We start from the raw sequence: 17879 nt of genomic DNA, 5'->3' as shown, positions 1-17879 counted from the left end.
GTTTACCTCAGTTTCAGGGTGGCAAGGCCGATCAGCACCAGAATCACGGTGATGATCCAGAAACGGACGATCACCCGTGGCTCGGGCCAGCCCTTGAGTTCAAAGTGGTGATGGATCGGCGCCATGCGGAACACGCGCTTGCCGGTCAACTTGAAGGACGCGACCTGGATCACCACCGACAGGGTTTCCATCACGAACACACCGCCCATGATGAACAGCACGATTTCCTGGCGGACGATCACGGCGATGGTGCCCAATGCGGCGCCCAGCGCCAGTGCACCGACGTCGCCCATGAACACCTGGGCCGGGTAAGTGTTGAACCACAGGAAGCCCAGGCCGGCACCGATCAGCGCGCCGCAGAACACAATCAGCTCGCCGGAACCCGGTACGTAAGGGATCAACAGGTATTCGGCGAACTTCACGTTGCCCGACAGGTAGCAGAAGATGCCCAGGGCACCGCCGACCATCACCGTCGGCATGATCGCCAGGCCATCGAGGCCGTCGGTCAGGTTGACCGCGTTGCTCGAACCGACGATGACGAAGTAGGTGAGCACGATGAAGCCGGCACCCAGCGGAATGGTGAGGTCCTTGAGCATCGGGATGATCAGCGTGGTCTCGACGCTGGTCGGCGCGGTCTTGTAGAGGAAGATCGCCGCAGCCAGGCCGAATACCGACTGCCAGAAATACTTCCAGCGGCTTGGCAGGCCGCGCGAATTCTTCTCGATCACCTTGCGGTAGTCGTCGACCCAACCGATGGCGCCGAACGCCAGGGTGACGATCAGTACCACCCAGACGTAGCGGTTGGTCAGGTCGGCCCACAGCAGGGTGCTGATGGCGATGGCGGAAAGAATCAGCGCGCCGCCCATGGTCGGGGTGCCGGACTTGGACAGGTGCGATTGCGGGCCGTCGTTACGCACGGCCTGACCGATCTGGCGGATCTGCAGGGTACGGATCATCCACGGGCCCAGGCACAGGGCCAGGGTCAGCGCGGTCAGTACACCCAGGATCCCGCGCAGCGAGAGGTACTGAAAGACCGCGAAGCCCTTGTAGAACTGTTGCAGATACTCAGCCAACAGCAGCAGCATTAATGTTTCTCCCCGCCGGTTTCGCACAGTGCAGCCACGACGTTTTCCATCGCAGCGCTGCGCGAGCCCTTGATCAAGATAGTGGTGTCGCTGGCGGTCTCGACGCGGACGGCATCGATCAGCTCAGCTTGTGTAGCGAAATGGCGGCCATTGGCGCCGAAAGCCTGTACCGCATGGGCCATGTTGGCACCCACCGCGTATAGCGCATCGACCTTGCCGCGGGCGTAGTCACCTACCTGGCGATGGCCTTCCTCGGCCCATTGCCCCAGTTCGCCGATATCCCCGAGCACCAGAACGGTGCGCCCGGAAAAGCCGGCGAGTATATCAATGGCCGCACACATCGAGGTGGGATTTGCGTTGTAGCTGTCATCGATCACCCGCACACCGTTCGGCGCAATCTGCGCCACGGTGCGGCCCTTGACCGGTTGCACGGCCTCGAGGCCAGCTTTGATACCGCTCAGGCTCAGACCAACGGCATGGGCGGCGGCGGCGGCGGCCAGGGCATTGCTGACGTTATGAGTGCCGAGCAGGTTCAATTGAACCGGCACGTTGCCATCAGGCCCATGCAGGGTGAACGACGGGCAGCCACGGGCATCGCGACCGATGCCGCTGGCATAGAAGTCGGCCTGCGGGTTGTCCAGGGCGAAGCTCAGGATGCGATGAGCACCGGCACGCTTGCGCCAGATTTCGAAGGCTTTGTCGGCCAGGTTGAGAATGGCGGTACCGCCCTCGCCCAGGCCTTCGAGGATCTCGCCCTTGGCCTCGACGATTTTCTCGGGGCCGCCGAACTCACCCACATGGGCAGTGCCGGCGTTGTTGATGATCACCACCTGCGGCTGGGTGAGGCCGACGGTGTAGCGGATCTCGCCGATGCGCGAAGCGCCCAGTTCGATCACCGCGGCGCTGTGCTCGGGGGCGATCTCCAGCAGCGTCAGCGGCGCGCCGAGGTCGTTGTTCAGGTTGCCACGGGTGGCATGGACCAGGCCCTGGGTACGCAGGATCGCGGCCAGCATTTCCTTTACGGTGGTCTTGCCACTGGAGCCGGTGATGGCGACCACGGGCTTGTCGTAGCCGGCACGGTTCAGCGCACCGAGCTGGCCGAGGGCCACACGGCAGTCGGCGACCAGCAACTGCGGCAGGTCGACGTCGGCAATTTCCCGCTCGACCAGGGCCGCGACCGCACCCTTGGCCTTCACGTCAGCCAGGTAGTCGTGGCCATCGAAACGCGGCCCGGTGAGGGCGACGAACAGTTGACCGGCACCCACGCTGCGACTGTCGATGCTGACGCCGGTGAAGCTGGCGTCGGTACTGACCAGGCGCGCACTCAGTGCTGTGGTCAGCTGGCTGAGGGTCATGGGCTTAAGCATGCGGAGCCTCCCAGGCGGCCAGGGCCTTCTCGGCCTCGACCAGGTCGGAGAAGTCATGGCGCTCGCCATTGATCTCCTGGTAATCCTCGTGCCCCTTGCCGGCCAGGACGATCACGTCATTGGCGCTGGCGGTAGCGATCAGGTGGGCGATGGCCTCGCCACGGCCAGCGACGAACTCGACGCTGGCGGGCTGGGCGAAACCGGGGCGAATATCGTCGAAGATCCGCTGCGGATCTTCAGTGCGCGGGTTGTCGTCGGTAACCAGCACGCGGTCGGCCAGGCGCTCGGCCACTTCGGCCATCAGCGGGCGCTTGCCGCGATCGCGGTCACCGCCACAGCCGAACAGGCACAGCAACTGGCCGTGGGCATGCGGGCGCAAGGCTTCGAGGACTTTTTCCAGCGCATCAGGCGTGTGCGCGTAATCGACCACCACCAATGGTTTGTCGCCGCCACCCAGGCGCTGCATGCGGCCCACCGGCCCCTGCAGTTGCGGGGTGACCTTGAGGATCTCGTCCAGCGAATAATCCAGCGCCAGCAGCGCTGCCACGGCGGCAAGCATGTTGCTCAGGTTGAAGCGACCCAGCAGCTGACTGCGCAGGGTGCGCTCGCCCTGGGCGGTGACCAGGGTGGCGCGCACGCCATCGTCATTGAAGCTGGCTTCGCGACAGAACAGCGAGGCGTCCGGGTTTTCCAGGCTATAGCTGAGCAGCCGGGTCTCGCTGTGATCGCTGCTGGGGCGACGGGCAAAATCATCGGCCAGGCGGCGGCCAAACGCATCGTCCAGGTTGACCACCTGGCAACGCAGGCTCGGCCAGGCGAACAGCTTGGCCTTGGCGGCCTCGTAGGCCTCCATGCTGCCGTGGTAGTCGAGGTGGTCGCGGGACAGGTTGGTCATCACCGCGATATCGAATTCCAGCGCAGCGACGCGCCCCTGCTCCAGGGCGTGGGAGGACACCTCCATGGCCACGGCCTTGGCGCCGCCCTTCTTCAGGTCGTTGAGCGTCGCCTGCACGGCAATCGGATCCGGAGTGGTCAAGCGGCCACTCTGCAGCTCGCCATAGAAGCCGGTACCCAGGGTGCCGATCAGGCCGCAACGCTGGCCGAGGGCATCGAGGGCCTGGGCCAGCAGTTGGGTGACACTGGTCTTGCCATTGGTACCGGTGACGCCCACCAGGTTCAGCTGGCGGCTCGGCTCACCATAGAAGCGCCCGGCAATCTGCGACAGCTGGCCGATCAAACCCTTGACCGGGATCAGCGGCGCGTCGGTGATCGGCAGTACGCTGGCACCTTGTTCTTCGTAGGCCACCGCGGCGGCGCCACGGGCCAGGGCATCGGCGATATGGTCACGGCCATCGACCTTGGCGCCGGGCACGGCGAGGAACAGGTCGCCCGGGCGTACGGCACGGCTGTCCAGGGTCAGTTCCCGGATCAACGGGTCGCGGCTGGCGTTGGCGAATAGCTTGCTCAATGGCATCGTCATCATCCACGCCCTCCCTTGGCGGGTACTGCACTGACTTGCTGTTGTTCGGTGGGCGGCGGCAGGTTGTCTGGCGGCACGTTCATCAGGCGCAGGGTGCCGGACATGACCTTGCTGAATACCGGCGCCGATACCAGGCCGCCGAAGTAGCCGCCTTTGCTCGGCTCGTCGATGACCACGACGATGGCGTAGCGCGGGTCGCTCATCGGGCCGAAGCCGGCGAACAGCGAACGGTAGGCGTTTTCGGTGTAGCCCTTGGAGCCGACCGTGGCTTTACGGGCGGTACCCGACTTGCCGCCCACGTGATAGAACGGCACCTGCGCACGGAACACCCCGCGCGGCGCCTCGATCACCTGCTGCAGCATAGCCTGCACGGTTTCGGCGGTTTCCTTGGGGATCGCCTGCACGGCTTCTGGCGCCTTGTCGACCTTGAGGATCGACAGCGGCACCATCTTGCCGTCGTTGGCCAAGGCCGCGTAGGCATGCACCAGTTGCAGCGCGGTCACCGACACACCGTAGCCATACGACAGGGTCGCGGTCTCGGCCTTGCGCCACTCGCGGTGGTTGGGCAGGTTGCCGACGCGCTCACCCGGGAAGCCCAGGCCGGTGTACTGACCAAGACCTACCTGGGACATCACCCGGTAGATGGCCTCGCCGCCGATATCGAAGGCGATCTTGCTCATGCCCACGTTACTGGAGTTGATCAGGATGCCGGTGAGGTCGAGGATCGGGCCTTCGCTCTTGGACACGTCCTTGATGGTGTAGCGGCCAATCTGCAGGCTGCCCGGATACACCTCGACCTTGTCGGTGGGCTTCCAGCGGCCGCTCTGCAACGCAGCACTCATCGAGATCGGCTTGACCGTCGAGCCCGGCTCGAACACGTCGATGATCGCCCGGTTGCGCATGGCAGCAGGGAACATGCTGCGGCGGTTGTTCGGGTTATAGGTGGGCTGGTTGACCATGGCCAGCACTTCACCGGTCTTGACGTCCATGATCACTAGACTGCCGGCCTTGGCTTCCTGCTCGGCGATGGCATTACGCAATTCACGGGTGGCCAGGTACTGCAGGCGCAGGTCAATCGACAACGCCAAGGTCTTCCCGGCCTTGGCGTTCTTGGTTACCTGGATGTCCTTGATCAGCCGGCCGCGCCGATCCTTGATCACCTGCCGTTTGCCAGGCACCCCGGCGAGCCATTCGTCGTAAGCCAGCTCCACCCCTTCACGACCGTGGTCGTCAAGGTCGGTGAAGCCGACCATATGGGCAGTGACGTCGCCTGCCGGGTAGAAGCGGCGGAACTCTTCGAGCCCGTAGACGCCGGGTACTTTCAGGTCGAGCACATGCTGCCCCTGCTCCGGGGTCAGGCCACGGACCAGGTAGATGAATTCCTTGCTGGCCTGCTGGGTGAGGCGCTCGGTCAATTGCTGGGGGTTCTGCCCAAGGGCTGCGGCCAGTTGCGGCCAACGGTCCTTGGCAACCTGCATTTCCTTGGGGTTGGCCCACAAGGTGGTGACCGGCGTACTGACCGCCAGGGGTTCGCCGTTACGGTCGGTGATCAGGCCACGGTGCGCCGGGATAGGAATATGGCGCAGGCTGCGGGCATCGCCCTGGCCTTTGAGGAAGTCGCGGTCGACCACCTGCAGGTCGATGATGCGCCAGCAGATGGCACCGGCCATCAACGCCAACAGGCCGATGACCACACGGAAGCGCCAGGGATAGAGTGCACCTTCGAGCTTCATCATGGCGCCACCATCCGTACTTCGTCAGCGGCCGGCACACGCATCTTCAGCTGCTCGCTGGCGAGGTTCTCGATACGGCTGTGGGCGGTCCAGGTGCTCTGCTCCAGAATCAGACGCCCCCACTCGGCCTGAGCCTTGTCCCGCTCGTTCAACTCGCCGTACAGGGTGTTGAGCAGTTGGCGGTTCCAGTGGGCGCTGTAAGACACGGCAATGGCCGAAACGAGCACGCCCACGAACAGCAGAAGCATCAGGAAGCTTCCGCCTGGCAAAGGTTTGGCAAATAGCCGGCTCACCGAAGCTTCTCCGCCACCCGCATCACGGCGCTGCGCGACCGCGGGTTGGCCTTGAGCTCTTCGGCGGAGGCGAACTGCGCCTTGCCGATGAGCTTGATCTTCGGTTCGAAGACCTTGTGCTGCACCGGCAGGTTGCGCGGCAGATTGTCGGCCTCGCCCTTGACCAGCTTGCGCATGAACAGCTTGACGATGCGGTCTTCCAGCGAATGGAAGCTGATCACCACCAGGCGACCACCGATCTCCAGGGACTCCAGGGCGGCCTCAAGGCCAGCCTCCAGGTCGCCCAGCTCATTGTTGACGTGGATACGCAAACCCTGGAACGCACGGGTGGCTGGGTTCTTGCCCTTTTCCCAGGCAGGGTTGGCAACCTTGAGCACTTCGGCCAGATCACCGGTTCGGGTGAACGGCTGCTTTTCGCGACGCTCGACCACTGCACGGGCCATGCGGCCGGCGAAACGTTCCTCACCGTATTCCTTGAATACCCGGGCGATTTCTTCCACTGGAGCGGTGGCGATGAATTCGGCGGCGCTCACACCCTTGTCAGGGTTCATGCGCATGTCCAGCGGGCCGTCGTTGAGGAAACTGAAGCCACGCTCGGGATCGTCCAGCTGCGGCGAGGACACGCCCAGATCGAGCAATACGCCACTGACCTTGCCGTCCAGGCCACGCGCACGCACCTCGTCGCCCAGCTCGGCAAAGCTGCGCTGCACAATGACAAAGCGGCCGTCTTCGGCCGCCAGCGCTTGCCCGGTGGCAATCGCTTGAGGATCCTTGTCGAACCCCAGCAACTGGCCCTGCGGCCCAAGCTTGCTGAGGATCAGGCGGCTGTGCCCGCCACGCCCGAAGGTGCCGTCCAGATAGCGACCGTCGGCGCGCAGGGCCAATGCCTCGACAGCTTCGTCGAGCAGGACGGTGATGTGGTTGAAGCCGCTATCTATGGTCACAGGATCAGGTCACGCAGTTCATCGGGCATGGCGCCCGGTTGTTGAATAGCTGCAAGGTCGGCTGCCGAAACCACGTTCCAGGCATCCTCATCCCACAACTGGAATTTGTTCAGTTGCCCCACCAGCATCGCTTTCTTGTCGAGCTTGGCGTATTCACGTAAACGGGGCGGTACCAGGAAACGCCCACTGCCATCGAGCTCCAGGTCAACCGCGTTACCGATCAGCAAACGCTGCAGGCGGCGGTTTTCCTCACGCAACGACGGCAAGGCGCGCAACTTGGCTTCAATCTGTTCCCACTCATCGAGGGGGTAAACACACAGGCAGGGATCCACCGCGTCGATGGTCACGATCAATTGACCATTGCAACGCGAATCGAGCTCGTCACGGTACCGGCTCGGCATGGCGAGACGGCCCTTGGCATCGAGGCTGACGGCGTTGGCTCCGCGGAACACGGCTGCGATTCCCCACAATGTTAGCTTTTTTGTGCCAGAAAACCCACTTCATCCCACTTTCTGCCACTTGCGCACACTATAGGAATCCGCCCGCCACACCGTCAAGGCGCGTTCATAAGGAAAACCCTTATAGGACGTGGATTTAGCGCAACAAAGGGAAGGGAAAGGATTACTCACGAAGAAAAATGACGGGAAAAATCAAGCCAACTCAGACGGATAGAGCTCGGAGTTAAAGTGATTTATTAAGAGTAAGATCTTTTTGGTATTACCAGAGGCATCTGCTATCGAAACAAGCAGAGGAAGGAGGGGTGGAGAGTCGATCTGTAAGCCGGGTTTTGTCGAGGACAGTCATTCCTCTACGACGCCCATCACTGGACGCCTCTAGCAACCTACCCGGTTCCGACGCGGGCCACGCCGTATGGAACCCTATTTGGTCTTGCTCCGAGTGGGGTTTACCTAGCCACGAACTGTTGCCAGCCGTGCGGTGCGCTCTTACCGCACCTTTTCACCCTTACCGGCACCGAAGTGCTTAGGCGGTTATTTTCTGTGGCACTTTCCGTAGGCTCGCGCCTCCCAGGCGTTACCTGGCACTCTGCCCTGCGGAGCCCGGACTTTCCTCCCCCGCCTTTTGCGGAACAAAAGACGGCAGCGACTGTCCGATCGACTCTCCGCCGACAAGGTTACCGGCAGCGGCGCTCAAGAACAAGCGAGACGACAAATAATATCAGTTTGATATCATTCGCGTTGCTGTTTTTCCAGCGCCAGTTGATAGAGCAGATTCTTGCGCACCCCGGTAATTTCCGCCGCCAACGCCGCCGCACGTTTGAGCGGCAATTCCGCCAGCAGCAGATCGAGCACCCGCTGCGCTTCGACACTGATCGCCTGCTCATCTTCGGGCGCGACCCAACCGGCCACCAGCACTACACACTCGCCGCGCTGCTGATTGCTGTCGCCCTGTACGAATGCACGCAACTCGGCCAGCGGCAGGCCCTTGAGCGTTTCGAACGTCTTGGTGATCTCGCGCGCGAGCAATGCCGGGCGCTCACCACCGAACACCGCCTCCATGTCTTGCAGGCATTCCAGGATGCGATGGGGCGCCTCATAGAAGATCAGGGTGCGCGGCTCTTCCCTGACCTGTTCCAGTCGCGCGCGCCGCCCTGCCGTCTTGGCCGGCAGGAAGCCTTCGAAAATGAAGCGATCGGACGGCAGACCTGCGGCGGACAATGCAGCGATCAAGGCGCAAGCCCCCGGCACCGGCACCACCTGCACACCCGCGGCACGGGCCTGGCGCACCAGGTGATAGCCCGGATCGGAAATCAGCGGCGTACCGGCATCGGACACCAGCGCCACGTCGTCACCCGCCAACAACCGAGTAATGAAGCGCCCACCCTCATCACGCTCGTTGTGCTCATGACAGGCCGCCAGCGGCGTATCAATGCCGAAATGCTGGAGCAGACGCACCGAATGGCGAGTGTCTTCCGCAGCGATGAGGCTCACGTTCGCGAGCACCTTCAGTGCCCGCGCACTCATGTCGTCAAGGTTGCCGATGGGCGTGGCAACCACATACAGCGTTCCCATCGTGGATTTCGAAGCCCCTGCAACATCAGTCACTGCGCACACCTGCATACCGGATCAAAGCCGCCATTGTAGCCCGAGCACCGGCAACAGAGCGCAAAGAACTTCGCCTCCCTCACGCTCGCAGCCACCTATAGTGAAGGATCATCATCGGCGATGATCGCGCCACGCCCATTGCTTGGGTACAATCGCCAGCCAACTTGATCGAGTAACAGGACCTTTACATGATCGCTTGTCTGCGGCTGTTCACAGCCCTCTGCCTCGCTGCCCTGCTGGCAGCCTGCGCCAGTTCGCCCTCATCCAGCCTGGGCGAACTGCCACGCACCCCGGATGCCAGCATCGAACAGCTGCTCGAGAAGGCAGCCACCAGCAAGTCTGCCGAGGATGCAGCCCTGCTGCGACTGAGCGCCGCCGACCTGGCCTACAAGCAGAAAGACTACCCACGCTCGGCGCGCATCCTCGAGCAGGTCCCGCTGGACTCGCTCAAGCCGGCCCAGCAGGTCTTCGCCAGCACGCTGACGGCGGAGCTGGCCATGACCCGCAACCAGCCCAAGGCAGCCCTGGCAGCACTTGCCCACCCAAGCCTGCAGCGCGTCGGCGAACTACCGGAACAACAGCAAGCGCGCACCTACAGCGTTCACGCCGCCGCCCTCGAGGCCGACGGCCAGGCCCTGGCCGCCGCACAGCAGCGGGTGCTGCTGACGCCACTGCTCAGCGGCCAGGCGGCAAGCGCTAACAACGACGCCATCTGGGCCCTGGTCGCCTCGCTGCCAGCCGAACAACTGCAACAACCGGCCAACAACGAAACACTGGCCGGCTGGACCAGCCTGGCCCTCGCCGTGAAGCGCGCGGGCACCCTGGAGCAGCAACAGGCCGCGATCGACACCTGGAAGGGTCAACACCCCGACCATCCGGCCGCCAAGCAACTGCCGGTCGCCCTGGTCAAGCTAAAGGAACTGGCTAGCCAGCCACTGACCAAGATTGCCCTGCTGCTGCCCCAGGAAGGGCCACTGGCAGGCGTCGCCCGCGCCCTGCGCGACGGCTTCATGGCCGCGCACTTCCAGGCCCAGCAAGGCGGCCAGCCGGCCCCTGCCGTGCAGGTGTTCGACAGCTCGCGCATCACCTCGCTCGATGACTTCTACCGCCAGGCCCAGGCCGCCGGCGTGCAACTGGTGGTCGGCCCGCTGGAAAAACCGCTGGTGAAAAAACTCGCGGCCTACCCGCAGTTGCCCATCACCACCCTGGCCCTGAACTACGCCGATGCCGGCCAATCAGCCCCGCCTCAACTGTTCCAGTTCGGCCTTGCGGCTGAGGACGAAGCCCGCGAAGTCGCTCGCCGCGCCCGTGCCGACGGCAAGGTTCGTGCGGTCGCGCTGGTACCGCGCGGCGAATGGGGCGACCGCGTGCTCGCAGCCTTCCGCAAGGACTGGGAAAGCAATGGCGGCACCCTGCTGGCCGCCGAGCGCATCGCCCAGCCAGTCGCCCTCGCTCAACAGATCGCCGACCTGTTCCAGCTGCGCCAGAGCGAAGGCCGCGCCAAGAGCCTGCAAAGCACGGTCGGCAGCGACATCGCCGCCCAGCCGTCGCGCCGCCAGGACATCGATTTCATCTTCCTGGCCGCCACCCCGCAACAGGCCCAGCAGATCAAGCCGACGCTGAACTTCCAGTACGCCGGTGACGTGCCGGTGTACGCCACGTCCAACCTGTACAGCGCCAGCGGCGACATCAACCAGTACAACGACATGAACGGCATCCGCTTCTGCGAAACGCCGTGGCTGCTCGACACCACCAATAGCCTGCGCCAGCAGGTGGTGCAGCAGTGGCCGCAAGCGGCCGGCAGCCTCGGCCGCCTGTACGCCATGGGCGTCGACGCCTACAGCCTGGCGCCACGCCTGAGCCAGCTCAAGGCACTGCCGGACAACCGCGTCGAAGGCCTGTCTGGCAGCCTGAGCATGAACCCGGCTCAACGCATCGAGCGTCAGTTGCCATGGGCCGAGTTCTCCGGCGGCCAGGTCAAACGCCTGCCGGACGCGCCGCGCTGATGCCCAGCGCATCGCCCAGCCACGCAGGCCAGGCTGCCGAAGACCAGGCCCTCGACTACCTCCGAGGGCAAGGTCTGCAGCTGCTGACGCGCAACTGGCGATGCAAGGGCGGCGAGCTCGATCTGGTCATGCTCGATGCCGATACAGTAGTATTCGTCGAAGTCCGCTACCGGCTACACGCGGACTTCGGCGGCGCGCTCGGCAGTATCGACGGGCGCAAGCAGAAGCGACTGGCGCTGGCCGCCAACTTATTCCTGCACGATGAACCCCGCTGGGCCGCTCAACCCTGCCGCTTCGACGTTGTCGCCCTGCAGGGCCAAGGCCATGCCGGGCAACCGCTTCTTTGGCTGAAAAACGCCTTCGAGTGCTGAACCTGTACCGAATTTTTCGCTCTATGTTTCGCGGGCGGATCCCTGGCGCGCGCCGCGCCGGCCACCGCCCCATTTAAGGTCACCAGATGGACATGCAATCCCGAATTCGCCGGCTGTTCCAGGCCAGCATCGACACCAAGCAACAGGCAATGGACATCCTGGCACCTCACATCGAGCAGGCCAGCCTGGTCATGGTCAACGCCCTGCTCAGCGACGGCAAGATGCTCGCCTGCGGCAACGGCGGCTCGGCCGGCGACGCTCAGCATTTCTCGTCCGAGTTGCTCAACCGCTTCGAGCGCGAGCGCCCGAGCCTGCCGGCCATTGCCCTGACCACCGACAGCTCGACACTCACCTCGATTGCCAACGACTACAGCTACAACGAGGTCTTCTCCAAGCAGATTCGCGCCCTGGGCCAGCCTGGCGACGTTTTGCTGGCGATCTCCACCAGCGGCAACTCGGCCAACGTGATCCAGGCGATCCAGGCCGCACATGACCGCGAAATGATTGTCGTAGCCTTGACCGGTCGCGACGGCGGCGGCATGGCCTCGCTGCTGCTGCCCGAGGACGTGGAGATCCGCGTACCTTCGACCGTCACCGCACGCATCCAGGAAGTCCACCTGCTGGCGATCCACTGTCTGTGCGACCTGATCGACAGCCAACTGTTCGGGAGTGAAGAATGATCCCCAAGCACCTCGGCCTGATGGCCCTCACCCTGTGCCTGAGCGTCACAGGCTGCAGCTCGGTACTGACCTCGGCGCGCAACTCGCCCATCGAGGATGACCGCGGCACCCGCACCATCGGCAGCAAGATCGACGACTCACTGATCGAGACCAAGGTTGCGGTCAATATCGCCAAGGCCAACCCAGACCTGGACCAGGGCTCGCACATCGTCGTCAGCAGCTACAACGGCGTTGTCCTGTTGGCCGGCCAGACGCCGCGCGCAGACCTCAAGTCGCTGGCCGAACAGACCGCCAGCCAGGTCCAGCGGGTCAAGAAGGTCCACAACGAGCTGCAGGTTATCCAGCCGTCCTCGATCCTGGCGCGCAATAACGACGCCTGGCTCACCACCAAGATCAAGACCCAGATGCTGACGGACGCCAGCGTCCCCGGCTCGCGCATCAAGGTAATCACCGAGAACGGTATCGTCTACCTGCTCGGCCTGGTCACCCAGCAAGAGGCCAACGCTGCCACCAACGTGGTACAGGGCGTCTCGGGCGTGCAGAAGATCGTCAAACTGTTCGAATACATCGACTGAACCCCCGCGAGGGCGAAACCCGCCCCTCGCCTTTCAACCCAGATCCAGGAAGTACCCCATGAAGAAGTACCTGCTGCCCGCCCTGCTGATTGGCACCTTCGCCACCCTGGCCGGCTGCTCTTCGCCGAGCGTGATCACCCTCAACGACGGCCGCGAACTGCAGACCCTCGACACCCCGCACTTCGATCGCGACTCCGGCTTCTATGAGTTCAAACAACTCGACGGCAAGCAGAACCGCGTCAACAAGGACCAGGTGCAGAGCATCAAGGACCTGTAAGCGCGAGTTCCAGGCACAAAAAAAGGCGATCCACAAAGGATCGCCTTTTTTGTTACTTGACCACCTTGAGGCTGGGTCGACCGCTGGGGCGTGGAGGCTGGCTGCCCCCTTCCGGCGGGCCATCGTCATCCGGCTCGACACCGTCATCGTACTGGTCGTCTTCATTATCGAGCGGCGGATCCAGCTCAAAGACCATGCCTTGACCGTTTTCACGGGCATAAATACCCAGGATCGCGCCGGCCGGTACAAAGAGCGAGTGGGATACACCACCGAAGCGCCCCTCGAAGCTCACCGCATCGTTGTCCATGTGCAAGTTACGCACGGCGCTGGGCGAGATATTCAGGACGATCTGGCCATCGCTGGCAAAACCCTGAGGCACCTGGACCGCCGGATACTCGGCATTGACCAGCATATGGGGCGTGCAATCGTTGTCGACGATCCACTCGTACAGCGCACGAACCAGATAGGGGCGACTGGAGTTCATCAACGGTTCCTCTTAAACCTTGCGCATTTCACGTTCGGCAGCAGACAGGCTCGCCTGGAAAGGCTCGCGGGCGAACTGTCGCTCCATGTAATCCAGCAGCGGCTTGGCCTGCCGTGGCAATTCAATACCCATCACCGGCAGACGCCAGAGCATGGGCAATAGACAACAGTCGACGAGGCTTTGCTCCTCGCTCATGAAACAGGGCATCTCGCCAAACAGCGGCGCTACGCCGGTCAGGCTCTCACGTAGCTCCTTGCGCGCCTGGGTGCGTGCCGCCTCGCTGCTGCGCGGGTCGAGCACGGTATCGGCCAAGGCGCACCAGTCGCGCTGGATACGGTGCATCAGCAATCGACTGTTGCCACGCGCCACCGGGTAAACCGGCATCAGTGGCGGATGAGGATAACGCTCGTCGAGATACTCCATCACCACGGTCGACTCATACAGCGCCAGGTCACGATCGACCAGTGTCGGCAGGCTGCCATAAGGATTCACTTCGACCAGCTTGGGCGGCAGGCGTTTGGCGTCGACGTCGATGATCTGCACGGCGATGCCTTTCTCGGCGAGCACCAGGCGTACCCGATGAGAGTAATGATCAGCGGGGTCGGAATAGCAGGCTAACCTGTTGGTTGCGCCCATGTAGCGCCTCCTCGCACGGGATGCTTGTAAAACTGTAAATGAAAACGCGCCCGGGGCGCCCTGGCATTTCTGCCAGGGCGCCCCGGGCGCGTTCAACAACCAGAAACTACTGCGTGATCAGTGCACGTCCTTCCAGTATTCGCGCTTGAGCAAGTAGGCGAACACGAAGAAGAAAGCCAGGTACAGCAACACGTAGGTACCGATGCGCTGGCTTTCCAGTTTGACCGGGTTGGCCGAATAGGCCAGGAAGGTCACCAGGTTCTTGACCTTCTCGTCGAACTGCTCGGGCGTCAGGGTACCGGATTTCTCCTCGACGGTCAGCTGGTCGCACGCTTCATGGGTCAGCGGGCTGCCGGTCAGCGGGTCGAACTGTTTCTTGCCGTCGACCACGGTCTGCACCTGCTTGCAACCGATCACCTGATTACCCTGCAGGCCGACCAGTACGTTGGGCATGCCCACATTGGGGAAGACCTTGTTGTTCACCCGATAAGGCCGCGCTGGGTCCTCGTAGAAGCTGCGCAGGTAGGTGTACAGCCAGTCATTGCCACGTACCCGAGCAACCAGGGTTAGGTCGGGAGGCGCCGCGCCGAACCAGGTCTTGGCATCGTTTGGCTGCATGCCGATCTTCATGTGATCACCGATCTTGGCGCCGGTGAACACCAGGTTCTCGAGCATCAGCTCGTGCGGAATCCCCAGGTCGTCGGCCACCCGCTCATAACGCTGGAACTTGGCGCTGTGGCAGCCCATGCAATAGTTGGCGAAGGTCCGCGCACCGTCCTGCAGTGCAGCTTTGTCAGTGAGGTCGACATCGACCTTGTCCAGCTCCAGGCTGTGCTCGGCGGCAAACGAAAGGCCAGGCATCAGTGCCAGCAAGCATACTGCAATCAACTTTTTCATCAGCCAGTCACCCTTTCCGGAACCGGTTTGGTCTTCTCGAGCCTTGTGTAGAACGGCATCAGCAGGAAGTAGGCGAAGTACAGCACCGTACACACCTGCGACAGCAAGGTACGCCCCGGGGTCGGTGCCAGCACGCCCAGCACACCGAGGATGACGAAGGCCACGCAGAACACCAGCAGCCAGACCTTGCTCAGCCAACCCTTGTAGCGCATGGAGCGCACCGGGCTGCGGTCAAGCCAGGGCAACACGAACAGCACAGCGATCGCGGCGCCCATGGCGATCACCCCGAACAGCTTGTCGGGTACCGCACGCAAGATCGCGTAGAACGGCGTGAAGTACCACACCGGGGCGATATGTTCAGGGGTCTTGAAGGCGTTTGCTTGCTCGAAGTTCGGTTTTTCTAGGAAGTACCCGCCCATTTCCGGGAAGAAGAACACCACAGCGCAGAACACGAAGAGGAACACCACCACGCCGACGATATCCTTGACGGTGTAGTACGGGTGGAATGGAATGCCGTCCAGCGGGATACCGTTCTCGTCCTTTTTCTTCTTGATGTCCACACCATCGGGGTTGTTCGAACCCACTTCGTGCAGCGCCAGGATGTGCAGCACGACCAGGCCGAGAATCACGATCGGCAAGGCCACAACGTGCAGGGCGAAGAAGCGGTTCAGGGTGATACCCGAGATCAGGTAGTCGCCGCGGATCCACTGGGTGAGGTCACCACCGATCACCGGAATCGCGCCGAACAGCGAAATGATCACCTGGGCGCCCCAGTACGACATCTGGCCCCATGGCAGCAGGTAGCCCATGAAGGCCTCGGCCATCAGCGCCAGGTAGATCAGCATGCCGAACAGCCAGACCAGCTCGCGCGGCTTCTGGTAGGAGCCGTAGAGCAGGCCGCGGAACATGTGCAGGTAGACCACGATGAAGAACGCCGAGGCGCCGGTGGAGTGCAGGTAGCGCAGGATCCAGCCGTACTCGACGTCACGCATGATGTACTCGACCGAGGCGAAGGCCTCTTCCGCCGAGGGGGTGAAACTCATGGTCAGCCATACGCCGGTAACGATCTGGTTGACCAGCACCAGCAGCGCCAGCGAGCCGAAGAAGTACAGGAAGTTGAAGTTCTTGGGCGCGTAATACTTGCTCAGATGGTCTTCCCACATCTTCGTGGCGGGGAAGCGCGCATCGATCCACTCCATGAACTTGCTCATCATGCTTTCTCCTGATCGATGCCGATGACGACAAGGTCGTCAGACTCGTACGAGTGCGGTGGCACTGGCAGGTTCAGAGGCGCCGGCTGGGCTTTGTAGACACGACCGGCCAGGTCGTAGTGCGAACCGTGACAAGGGCAGAAATAGCCACCGACCCACTTCGGCCCAAGGTCGGCCGGAGCGACTTCGGGGCGGAACGTCGGCGAGCACCCCAGATGGGTGCACAAGCCAACCAGAATGAGGATTTCGGGCTTGATCGAGCGATTCTGCGGATCAACGTAGGTGGGCTGCACCGACGCCTTGGATTCAGGATCGGAGAGCTCGGCGGTGAGCTTTTTCAGGTTGCCGAGGATTTCATCCGTTCGGCGCACGATGAAGACCGGCTGACCACGCCATTCAGCCACCATTTGCTGGCCTGGCTCGACCTTGGCGATATTGACCTTCACCGGTGCCCCTGCGGCTTTCGCCTTGGCACTGGGAAACCATGACCCCACGAACGGTACCGCAGCCCCCACTGCCCCCGCTGCCCCGACCACGGATGTCGCGGCTACGAGGAAGCGGCGCCGGCCTGCGTTGACGCCGTCATTGCTCATTCAGTCCTCTCCCATCAGCTTGCTTGGCCTGTTTGAACAGGCATCTACTTAGGTACGTCTGTGGCACTAAAAATTGGCCGCCATGGTAAGAAACAAATCCACACACTGACAAGGTGATTACCCGCTCGTCGGGCTACAACCCTCGCTTTGCTTGATCTGCGTCTATACGACAAGTGCCCACCGACTGCTGACAGGTTAGTTCAAGCCATAAAAAAAGCCCGGTTCCAAAGGAACCGGGCTTCTTCGACTGCCGAAGCGAAATTAACGCTTGGAGTACTGAGGACGCTTACGCGCTTTACGCAGACCCACTTTCTTACGCTCGACTTCACGAGCGTCGCGGGTGACGTAGCCAGCACGACGCAGAGCGCCACGCAGGGTTTCGTCGTATTCCATCAGGGCGCGGGTGATACCGTGGCGGATCGCACCGGCCTGACCGCTGACACCACCACCGGAAACGGTGACGTAGATGTCGAACTTCTCAACGGTCTCGGTCAGTTCCAGCGGCTGGCGAACAACCATGCGAGCGGTTTCGCGGCCGAAGAACACGTCCAGGGAACGGTTGTTGATGGAGATGTTACCGGTACCAGGACGCAGGAAAACGCGAGCGGTTGCGGTCTTGCGACGGCCAGTGCCGTAGTTTTGAGTCGCCGACATAATGAACTATCCCGTTAGATCTTCAGTTCTTGAGGCTGCTGAGCAGTGTGAGGGTGAGCAGCACCCGCGTACACTTTCAGCTTGCGGTACATGTCGCGACCCAGCGGGTTCTTCGGCAGCATGCCTTTGACCGCGGTTTCGATGACACGCTCAGGGGCCTTGGCGATCAACTTCTCGAAGTTGATTTCCTTGATACCGCCCGGGAAGCCGGAGTGGGAGTAGTACATCTTGTCGGAAGACTTGGCACCAGTCACACGAACCTGCTCGGCGTTGATGACGACGATGTAGTCGCCGGTGTCAACGTGAGGGGTGTATTCTGGCTTGTGCTTGCCACGCAGGCGGCTAGCGATTTCGGTAGCCAGACGACCCAGGGTCTGACCAGCGGCGTCGACTACGAACCACTCGCGCTTTACTGTTTCCGGTTTAGCAGTAAAAGTTTTCATTCTCTAAAGCCTCAGAGGCCGCCCAGCGAAAAATAGACGGCGAATCTTACTGGATAGTGCACGGCTTGCCAAGGGCAAACGCGCAGC

General features: G+C 62.5%; 20 protein-coding genes and 1 other RNA gene. 5 read left to right on the top strand and 16 right to left on the bottom strand.

Annotated elements, in window-relative coordinates; translation table 11 throughout:
- Positions 1 to 2: 2 nt before the first annotated feature.
- The 9 genes from mraY to rsmI all read right to left on the bottom strand — a co-directional run bounded on the left by mraY (position 3) and on the right by rsmI (position 8932).
- Positions 3 to 1085 carry a phospho-N-acetylmuramoyl-pentapeptide-transferase gene (gene mraY / locus ABE459_RS16805; RefSeq protein WP_110991623.1) on the bottom strand — a complete coding sequence of 361 codons (1083 nt, stop codon included), beginning with the start codon at positions 1083 to 1085 and terminating at the stop codon, positions 3 to 5.
- Positions 1085 to 2452 carry a UDP-N-acetylmuramoyl-tripeptide--D-alanyl-D-alanine ligase gene (murF, locus tag ABE459_RS16800; protein ID WP_125462719.1) on the bottom strand — a complete coding sequence of 456 codons (1368 nt, stop codon included), beginning with the start codon at positions 2450 to 2452 and terminating at the stop codon, positions 1085 to 1087. Before murF ends, mraY begins: the two co-directional genes overlap by 1 nt.
- A complete protein-coding gene (locus ABE459_RS16795) occupies positions 2445 to 3932 on the bottom strand; it encodes a UDP-N-acetylmuramoyl-L-alanyl-D-glutamate--2,6-diaminopimelate ligase (protein WP_279845243.1) in 1488 nt (495 codons plus the stop codon). The genes murF and ABE459_RS16795 overlap by 8 nt, the downstream gene beginning before the upstream one ends.
- Positions 3932 to 5665 (bottom strand): penicillin-binding protein 2, encoded by a 1734-nt coding sequence (locus ABE459_RS16790; RefSeq protein ID WP_189654556.1) that lies wholly within the window; start codon positions 5663 to 5665, stop codon positions 3932 to 3934. Before ABE459_RS16790 ends, ABE459_RS16795 begins: the two co-directional genes overlap by 1 nt.
- Complete coding sequence (gene ftsL, locus ABE459_RS16785) at positions 5665 to 5958, bottom strand: cell division protein FtsL (RefSeq protein WP_070092339.1); 294 nt, start codon at positions 5956 to 5958, stop codon at positions 5665 to 5667. Before ftsL ends, ABE459_RS16790 begins: the two co-directional genes overlap by 1 nt.
- A complete protein-coding gene (gene rsmH / locus ABE459_RS16780; protein WP_110991785.1) occupies positions 5955 to 6896 on the bottom strand; it encodes a 16S rRNA (cytosine(1402)-N(4))-methyltransferase RsmH in 942 nt (313 codons plus the stop codon). Before rsmH ends, ftsL begins: the two co-directional genes overlap by 4 nt.
- Positions 6897 to 6898: 2 nt before the next feature.
- The gene (gene mraZ / locus ABE459_RS16775; RefSeq protein ID WP_021784148.1) at positions 6899 to 7354 is read right to left on the bottom strand and encodes a division/cell wall cluster transcriptional repressor MraZ; all 456 of its coding nucleotides are present in this window, start codon (positions 7352 to 7354) and stop codon (positions 6899 to 6901) included.
- Positions 7355 to 7662: 308 nt separating this feature from the next.
- Positions 7663 to 8022, bottom strand: an RNA gene (rnpB, locus tag ABE459_RS16770) — RNase P RNA component class A.
- Between the two features lie 67 nt (positions 8023 to 8089).
- On the bottom strand, positions 8090 to 8932 hold the full coding sequence (rsmI, locus tag ABE459_RS16765; protein WP_322360298.1) for a 16S rRNA (cytidine(1402)-2'-O)-methyltransferase: 843 nt from the start codon (positions 8930 to 8932) through the stop codon (positions 8090 to 8092).
- Between the two features lie 221 nt (positions 8933 to 9153).
- Here rsmI and ABE459_RS16760 point away from each other — a divergent pair, with 221 nt between their 5' ends.
- From ABE459_RS16760 to ABE459_RS16740, 5 genes are all read left to right on the top strand, one after another.
- Positions 9154 to 10971 carry a penicillin-binding protein activator gene (locus ABE459_RS16760; RefSeq protein ID WP_323830730.1) on the top strand — a complete coding sequence of 606 codons (1818 nt, stop codon included), beginning with the start codon at positions 9154 to 9156 and terminating at the stop codon, positions 10969 to 10971.
- Positions 10971 to 11342 (top strand): YraN family protein, encoded by a 372-nt coding sequence (locus ABE459_RS16755; RefSeq protein ID WP_323830729.1) that lies wholly within the window; start codon positions 10971 to 10973, stop codon positions 11340 to 11342. Before ABE459_RS16760 ends, ABE459_RS16755 begins: the two co-directional genes overlap by 1 nt.
- Before the next feature lie 86 nt (positions 11343 to 11428).
- Positions 11429 to 12022 carry a phosphoheptose isomerase gene (locus ABE459_RS16750; RefSeq protein ID WP_011535550.1) on the top strand — a complete coding sequence of 198 codons (594 nt, stop codon included), beginning with the start codon at positions 11429 to 11431 and terminating at the stop codon, positions 12020 to 12022.
- Positions 12019 to 12597: a BON domain-containing protein gene (locus ABE459_RS16745; RefSeq protein ID WP_125462715.1), complete on the top strand. Its 579-nt coding sequence runs from the start codon at positions 12019 to 12021 to the stop codon at positions 12595 to 12597. Before ABE459_RS16750 ends, ABE459_RS16745 begins: the two co-directional genes overlap by 4 nt.
- A 58-nt stretch (positions 12598 to 12655) precedes the next feature.
- Positions 12656 to 12874 (top strand): YgdI/YgdR family lipoprotein, encoded by a 219-nt coding sequence (locus tag ABE459_RS16740; protein ID WP_110991629.1) that lies wholly within the window; start codon positions 12656 to 12658, stop codon positions 12872 to 12874.
- Positions 12875 to 12926: 52 nt separating this feature from the next.
- On the opposite strand, the gene ABE459_RS16735 is transcribed toward ABE459_RS16740, so the two are convergent.
- The 7 genes from ABE459_RS16735 to rplM all read right to left on the bottom strand — a co-directional run bounded on the left by ABE459_RS16735 (position 12927) and on the right by rplM (position 17792).
- Positions 12927 to 13358, bottom strand: coding sequence for a ClpXP protease specificity-enhancing factor (locus ABE459_RS16735; RefSeq protein ID WP_323830728.1), 432 nt, complete (start codon positions 13356 to 13358; stop codon positions 12927 to 12929).
- 12 nt (positions 13359 to 13370) lie between these two features.
- Entirely contained in the window at positions 13371 to 13994 is a 624-nt protein-coding gene (locus ABE459_RS16730; RefSeq protein WP_110991631.1) for a glutathione S-transferase N-terminal domain-containing protein, read from the bottom strand.
- A gap of 117 nt (positions 13995 to 14111) precedes the next feature.
- Positions 14112 to 14891 carry a cytochrome c1 gene (locus tag ABE459_RS16725; protein WP_125857530.1) on the bottom strand — a complete coding sequence of 260 codons (780 nt, stop codon included), beginning with the start codon at positions 14889 to 14891 and terminating at the stop codon, positions 14112 to 14114.
- Positions 14891 to 16102: a cytochrome bc complex cytochrome b subunit gene (locus ABE459_RS16720; RefSeq protein WP_110991633.1), complete on the bottom strand. Its 1212-nt coding sequence runs from the start codon at positions 16100 to 16102 to the stop codon at positions 14891 to 14893. Before ABE459_RS16720 ends, ABE459_RS16725 begins: the two co-directional genes overlap by 1 nt.
- Complete coding sequence (gene petA / locus ABE459_RS16715; RefSeq protein ID WP_125462712.1) at positions 16102 to 16695, bottom strand: ubiquinol-cytochrome c reductase iron-sulfur subunit; 594 nt, start codon at positions 16693 to 16695, stop codon at positions 16102 to 16104. Before petA ends, ABE459_RS16720 begins: the two co-directional genes overlap by 1 nt.
- Before the next feature lie 261 nt (positions 16696 to 16956).
- Positions 16957 to 17349, bottom strand: coding sequence for a 30S ribosomal protein S9 (rpsI, locus tag ABE459_RS16710; protein WP_003260797.1), 393 nt, complete (start codon positions 17347 to 17349; stop codon positions 16957 to 16959).
- A gap of 14 nt (positions 17350 to 17363) precedes the next feature.
- A complete protein-coding gene (gene rplM, locus ABE459_RS16705; RefSeq protein WP_003260798.1) occupies positions 17364 to 17792 on the bottom strand; it encodes a 50S ribosomal protein L13 in 429 nt (142 codons plus the stop codon).
- Positions 17793 to 17879: the final 87 nt, after the last annotated feature.

The organism is Pseudomonas sp. TWI923 (assembly GCF_039673365.1).
GTDB lineage: Bacteria > Pseudomonadota > Gammaproteobacteria > Pseudomonadales > Pseudomonadaceae > Aquipseudomonas > Aquipseudomonas sichuanensis.
This window is presented reverse-complemented; position numbering and strand designations above follow the sequence as displayed.